We start from the raw sequence: 6,977 nt of genomic DNA, 5'->3' as shown, positions 1-6,977 counted from the left end.
GCAGCGTCAGATGTGTATAAGAGACAGGGTTAGGGGCGGTCAGGATGGATTCGGACGCATGACGATGTTGCCGTATCGGTGCGTTGTTTCGGTGATGCTTTGTTCCTTGCAGTAGCCGAGCAGTTCGATGCGGGCATTGGCGAGGATGGGGCGTTCGAGAAGGCGGAGGTTGCAGGCGTGGGCGTCGCGGCGCGTGTCCGTGTCGGCGGCGGGGTCGCGGACGATGGCGTCCTGTTCCGCCCATTCGGCAAAGTGTTTGCGGTAGTTCTGCCGTGTTTCGACGGTAATCGTTGCACCTTCGGGAATGTTGCCCGCCTTGAGCCATTTGCGTTCTTTCGCCATGCTGAGGGTGACGGGTGTGCCCGCCTGGACGGAGGCGAGCAGGGCAATGGCGATGTCGGCATCTTCCATGCCCTGTTCGATGCGGAGGACGACGCGGGCGGCGGGTACGTAGCGGAAGGCATTGGTTTCGCCGTGGCAGTGGGACGGGTCATGGGAGACGCCGAATTCTTCGTTCCACCATTTTTCGAGGGAGCCGGCGGCGGCTTCTAGGCGGGATTTCGCTTCGGGGAGGGTTTTGCCGAGTTTGGAGGCGAGGGCGGCGACGTCCTTGCGGGCGACGTTGCGTTCCCTGGGCAGTGCGGTTTCCTTCCACGTGCCGAACATGGCGAGGTAGTTCGGGCCTCCGGCCTTGGCTCCGGGTCCGACGCAGGATCGTTTCCAGCCGCCGAAGGGCTGCCTGCGGACGATGGCACCGGTGATGGGGCGGTTGATGTAGGCGTTGCCGACCTGTACCTTGCTTTTCCAGAGGGCGATTTCCCGTTCGTCGAGCGAGCAGATGCCTCCCGTGAGTCCGTAGGCGGTGCCGTTCTGGATGGAGATGGCTTGTTCGAGGTTTTCGGCGCGGATGATGCCGAGGACGGGGCCGAAGCATTCCGTCTGGTGGAACCATGAGCCGGGTTGGACTCCGATGCGGATGCCGGGCGACCAGTGGCGCACGTTGTCGCCTTGCTGTTTGGGTTCGAGGAGCCAGCTTTCTCCCGCATCAAGCTTGGTGAGTGCGCGGACGAGGTCGTCTCCCGGGCGGCGGGTGAGGGGGACAATGACGGAGTCTGCCTCCCATGCGGGGCCGACTTTGAGGCTGGCGGCGGCATCCATGAGCTGGGCCATGAAGCGGGGGTCGTCGTACACGGAAGCTTCGACGATGGCGATGCTGGCGGCGGAGCATTTCTGCCCCGAGTGGCCGAAGGCGGATTTGACGAGGTCGCGGATGGCCTGTTCGCGGTCGGCGAGGGCGGTGATGATGATGGAGTCCTTGCCGCTGGTTTCTCCGAAGACGGGGCGGTCGGGCGCCCACTGGTGGAAGAGGGACGCTGTGGCGTAGGAGCCGGTGAGGATGATGCCGCCGATTTGCGGGGAGGAGAGCAGTTTCTGCCCGATTTCATTCGGCAGCGTGGGGGCGAACTGGAGGGCGGCTTCCGGTACGCCCGCTTCAAGGAACGCTTTGCGGACGAGGGAGGCGACGTAGACGGAGGCGGGCGATGGTTTGAAGATGACGGCATTGCCCGCCATCAGCGCGGCGGCGATGCCTCCGCAGGGGATGGCGCAGGGGAAGTTCCACGGCGAGGAGACGCACAGGACGCCGAGCGGGGTGAAGGAGGCGCCGTCTTCCATGCCGGGCCGGGTGAGGCCATCGGCGTAGTAGCGGCAGAAGTCGATTGCTTCGCTGGCTTCGACATCGGCTTCCGCAGGGGATTTGGCGGTGTCGCGCACCATGGCGGCGATGAGCCTGCCGCGCATGCGGGAGAGTTCGGCGGCTGCTTTGTGGAGGATGGCGGAGCGTTCCTTGACGCTTTTTTTGCCCCACGTTTTGGCGGCTTCCTGCGCGGTGTCGAGAAGTTGCGGGATGTGTTCGTAGGCAACGTACGAGAATTGGTACGATTCCTTGCCGGGCTGAGAAGGATCTCGGCCGATGCCGACGATGTTGCTGGTGATGCGGTCGCTGCTGATGGAGAGCGGGATGTGTTCGATCATCCGTTCCTTTTCTTCGCGCATGAGGCGGCGCACCCAGGCGGTGTTGGACGGGAGGCTCCAGTCGGTGTCCGGTTCGTTGTCGAACGGTTCGCCGGGCGCAGCGGTGCGGATGGTTTCTTCTTCGCGGTTCTGGGTGCGGTTCGGGCCGTGTTTTGTTTTTTTCGCGTTTTTGCAGGCGGCGAGGAAGCGTTTTTTCTGGTCTCCCCAGGCAGGGGAGGAGGAGCTCATGTCGAAGATGTCGTGGAGGAAGTTGTGTTCTCCCGAGTTTTCGTCGAGCCGCCGGACGAGGTAGGCGATGGCGTGCGGGAAGTCTTTCCGGTAGACGACGGGGGCGTAGAGCAGGATTTTGATGCCTGCCTTGGCGATGGTTCGCACGTGGGGGTTCGCCATGCCTTCGAGCATTTCGAATTCGATGTGGCCGCTCGCGCCTTCGCGTTCTGCGAGGAGGAGGGCGTAGCCGAAGTCGAAGAGGTTGTGGGTGGCGAGTCCGAGGTCGATGTATTTGGCGTGTTCCGGCATGCAGGCATGGCGGAGCATGCGCTTGTAGTTCGCGTCCGTGTCGTCCTTGGAGGTGTAGGGAGCCTGCGGCCAGCCGTGCAGGGAGGCATCGACCTGTTCCATGGCGAGGTTGGCGCCTTTGACGAGCCGAAGCTTGATGGAGGCACCTCCTTTTTCGACGCGTGCCTTGGCCCAGTCGCAGAGTTTTTTCTGTTCGTCCCACGAGTCGGGCAGGTAGGCCTGCAGGACGATGCCCGCGCGGAGGGTGAGGAATTCCTCTTCCATGAGCGTGCGTTTGAAGGCTTCGCAGGTGAGGTGGAGGTCGCGGTATTCCTCCATGTCGAGGTTGATGAATTTGGGCTGTTTCGTGCCGTCCGGCTGTTGAACGGCATGCTGTTTCGCGGCGCGGAACAGTGTGCGCAGACGTTCCTGCACATGCGCCAGCGTTTCTTCAAAGGCGATGAGGTTGATCTGGCTGCATATGGCCGAGATTTTGACGGAGATGTAGTCGCATTCCGGTTCGGCGAGCAGGTCGAGGATCTGCTGCATGCGGTGCGCCGCTTCCTCCTCACCGAGGATGGCTTCGCCGAGCTGGTTGAAGTTCAGGCGGATGCCTTCCTTGCGGCGTTTGCGGACATGGGCGCGGAGTTTGTTGCGTTCGGCAGGGAGGATGACCTTGGCGCTTTCGGCGCGGAGTCCGTATTCGATGCCTTTGAGTACGAGGGCGGGTGCGTAGGAGGAGGCGAACATGCCCGCCTTCATGGCGAGGCGGTTTACCGGGGAGAAGTACTGGGGCATGCCGTAGCCTTCGAGCAGATAGCGGAGCTGCTCGATTCCCTGTTTGATGTAGGTCGGTCGGAAGAGGCGGTCGGCGAGCGCGAGGGGGAAGGCTTTGCCCTTTTCATCGTGCATCATGCGGGCCAGCTGGGCGGCCTGCCGTTTCTCTCCGAAAGTGCTGTTCTTCTGCGCCTGTGCAAGGATTTGCTGGGCAAGCTCGACCGCCTTGAGCGAAAGGGTGCGATCGTCCCAACCGGCCGTGCGGGCCTGATTGAGCCATTCGGGGATGGAGAGTTCGGTCATTGCATGGGCGAGTGTAAGGATTTGCGGCGTTTTTGGCAAGATAAAAGAATGTTAACAAGGCCGGGTAAGAATATCTCTTTCAAGGAAGACGGAGACGGAGGCGCACGGGCGCGAAGGCTTGTGCCCGATTGTGCCTGCATGGAGAATAACGCTTGAAAATTGCGGCATATCCTGTACTCTGGATCGCGTTATGTGGAAAGGAAGATTTTCTCAACCGACAGCCGATCTGGTGCAGAAATACGGCGAATCCGTCTCCTACGACTGGAAACTTTACAAACACGATATTGCAGGTTCCATTGCCCATGCGGGGGCGCAGTTGCGCGCGGGGATGCTGACGGAGGAGGAGTTCGCTTCCATTCGTGACGGGCTGCTGTCCGTTCAGGCGGATATCGAAGCCGGGAATTTTATCTGGAGTCAGGAGCTTGAGGATGTTCACATGAATATCGAGAGCGAGCTGACGCGGCGCATCGGCGCAGCCGGGGCGAAGCTGCATACGGCCCGTTCCCGCAATGATCAGGTGGCGACGGATACGCGCCTGTATTGCCGCGCCGAGATCGATGCGACGGTGGAGCTGCTGCACGATATGCAGCGCGCGCTCGTCACGAAGGCCGCCGAATATGCGGAGACGATGATTCCCGGTTATACGCATTTGCAGCGCGCCCAGCCGGTGACGGTGGGCCACCATCTGCTGGCCTATGTGGAGATGCTGGATCGCGACGTGAGCCGCCTGCTGGATTGCCGCCGCCGCCTGAATGTGTCTCCCCTCGGTTCCGGGGCGATTGCCGGTTCGACGATTTGCCTCGACCGCGTGGGGATCGCCGAAGAACTCGGTTTCGATGCCGTGACGGAGAATTCGATGGATGCCATCGCCGACCGCGATTATATCATGGAGATGCTGTTTGCGCTGGCTGTGGTGGGTACGCATCTTTCCCGCCTGAGCGAAGACCTGATTCTGTGGTGTTCGGCGGAGTTCGGCTATGCGACGCTTTCCGACGCCCATACGACAGGCTCTTCCCTGATGCCCCAGAAGAAGAATCCGGACGTGTGCGAGCTGACGCGCGGGAAGACGGGCCGCCTGTACGGCAATCTGACGGCGGTGATGGTGGCCGTGAAGGGGCTGCCGCTGACGTACAATCGCGATTTGCAGGAAGACAAGGAGCCGCTGTTCGATTCCGTGGCGACGGTGCAGCTTGCCCTGCGCGTGAATGCGGAGATGGTGGCTGCCATGAAGATCAATACGGCGCGCACGCAGGCCGCCGTTTCCGATCCCATGCTGCTGGCGACGGATCTCGCGGATTATCTCGTGCGCCGAGGCGTGCCGTTCCGCTCCGCGCATTCGCTCGTCGGCCGGGCCGTGGCGTTGAGCGTGGAATCGGGTACCCCTTTGAATGAGCTGACGCTGGCGCAGTACACGGAGATTTCCCCGGAATACGGTGCGGATGTGCATGAGGTGTTCAACCTCGAACGCGCGTTTGCCCTGCGTACGAATCCCGGTGCGCCGAATGCGGCCAATACGGCCCGGCGCCTCGCCTTCTGGCAGGAGAAGCTGGCCTGATTCGTTTCTGCCATTCAAAAAAATCGGAAGCCCGGTTCCCCTTGTGGGGAAAGCCGGGCTTCCTTTGTGTCGATATAGGCCGGGGGGCGGAAGGCGGAGAGCCTTCAGGATGCCTCGGGCAGGAGGGCATCGCGTTTGCGGAGACTCCAGTCGCCGAAGCTTTCTCCGGGCTGGCGTTCGTCGCGGAAAGCGCTGAGGAGGTCGTGAACGAGTGCGGGAAGGTCGTCCGATTTGACGGATTCGCGGTAGACGTATCCGAGGCGTTCTCCGGCATGGGAGCCGCCGAGCCAGACGTTGTATTTGCCCGGCGCACGGCCGACGAAACCGAGTTCCGCGACGTAGGGGCGGGCGCAGCCGTTCGGGCAGCCCGTCATGCGCGTGATGATGGATTCGTTCTGCAATCCGAGCTCGTGCAGCGATGTGTCGATGCGGTCGAGAAGTTCGGGCAGGTAGCGTTCCGATTCGGCGAGAGCCAGCGGGCATGTAGGCAGAGCGACGCAGGCAATGGAGGCGAGGCGCATGCCGGTGTGGCGGCTGTTGAGCTTCGTTTCGTCGATGATGCGGTCGATGGCAGCGGCGGTCTGGTTCGTGATCCCGTCGATGACGAGGTTCTGGTTGGCCGTCAGGTAGAACGTGCCTTCATGCAGTTTGGCGATTTCGCGAAGGGCGCTGCGGAGCGGATAGCCGGGACGTTCGGCGATGCGGCCGCCTTCGATGTAGAGCGTGCGGCTTCTCGAAGTGCCTTCGAAGGTGTCTCCGCTGGTTTCGAGCTTGAACCCGCGGCTTGCGGGCAGGGCGTAGCCGAGGTACTGGACGAGGGTCGTCTTGAACCAGTCGAGGCCGCGGTCGGCGATGGTGTACTTCAGGCGCGCATGTTTTCTATCCGTCCTGTCGCCGAAATCGCGTTGCAGTTCGACGATGGCTCTGGAGACTGCCACAACCTGTTCCGGCGTGCAGAAGCCGATGGCATCGGCCAGCCTTGGGAAAGTGGCGGGGTTGTTGTGGGCGCAGCCCATGCCGCCTCCGGCTACGACGTCGTAACCGACGGTTTGTCCGTTTTCCACGATGGCGACGAAGCCGAGGTCATTGGTGAATACGTCGATGTCGTTCTGCGGGGGTACGCACAGGGCAATCTTGAACTTGCGGGGAAGGTAGGTTTTGCCGTACATGGGTTCCTCTTCCTTCTCTCCGGTGTAGATTTGTTCCTCATTCAGCCAGATTTCATGATAGGCATGCGTTTTGGGAAGGAGTTCGGCGGAGATGAGGGAGGCGAGATCGTGGGCGGCGCGGTGGGCAGGGGAGTCGCCGGGGGTGCCGGATGCCGTCACGTTGCGCGTCACGTCGCCGCAGGTGGCGAGCGTATCCATCGCAATGCTGTGAATCTCCTGCATCGTTGCGCGCATGTTGCCCTTCAGCACGCCGTGGAGCTGGATGGTCTGGCGCGTGGTCAGTTTCATCGTGCCGTTGCCGTAGGTGTCGGACAGCTTGTCCATGGCGAGCCACTGGGCGGGTGTGACCTTGCCGCCGGGCATTCGGAGGCGAAGCATGAAGGACCATGCCTTGTCCTTGCCTTCCCTCTTCAGGGCGATGCGTTTGTCGCGGTCATCCTGCAGGTAGGTGCCGTGAAATTTGATGAGCTGCTGCTCGTCGGCGGGGATGTCGCCTGTGGAGGTGTCGTCGAAAACTTCGGCCAGACGGCCGCGCAGGCAATTGCTTTCGAGCTTGATGCGTTCGTTGTCGGATAAAGATTTTATCGGCATGTGCCTTTTTAGACACGTTCGCACTTTTTACGGTTCAAAAAAATGGCCGA

Annotated in this window: 3 protein-coding genes; 1 reads left to right on the top strand and 2 read right to left on the bottom strand. The window is 61.7% G+C overall.

All coding sequences use genetic code 11. From position 1 onward, the window contains the following. Nucleotides 1–39 precede the first annotated feature (39 nt). A complete protein-coding gene (locus tag AC781_RS11300) occupies nucleotides 40–3,612 on the bottom strand; it encodes a bifunctional proline dehydrogenase/L-glutamate gamma-semialdehyde dehydrogenase (protein ID WP_067777574.1) in 3,573 nt (1,190 codons plus the stop codon). Nucleotides 3,613–3,802: 190 nt separating this feature from the next. Here AC781_RS11300 and argH point away from each other — a divergent pair, with 190 nt between their 5' ends. Next, nucleotides 3,803–5,167 carry an argininosuccinate lyase gene (gene argH / locus AC781_RS11295; protein WP_067777573.1) on the top strand — a complete coding sequence of 455 codons (1,365 nt, stop codon included), beginning with the start codon at nucleotides 3,803–3,805 and terminating at the stop codon, nucleotides 5,165–5,167. Between the two features lie 104 nt (nucleotides 5,168–5,271). Here the strand turns inward: argH and AC781_RS11290 are convergent, their stop codons facing one another. Next, complete coding sequence (locus AC781_RS11290) at nucleotides 5,272–6,927, bottom strand: NADPH-dependent assimilatory sulfite reductase hemoprotein subunit (protein ID WP_067777572.1); 1,656 nt, start codon at nucleotides 6,925–6,927, stop codon at nucleotides 5,272–5,274. Nucleotides 6,928–6,977 lie beyond the last annotated feature (50 nt).

The sequence above is a fragment of the Neoakkermansia glycaniphila genome (assembly GCF_001683795.1).
GTDB classification, from domain to species: Bacteria; Verrucomicrobiota; Verrucomicrobiia; order Verrucomicrobiales; family Akkermansiaceae; genus Akkermansia; species Akkermansia glycaniphila.
Note: the sequence above shows the minus strand (reverse complement) of the source record. Positions and strands in the feature narration are given on the sequence as shown.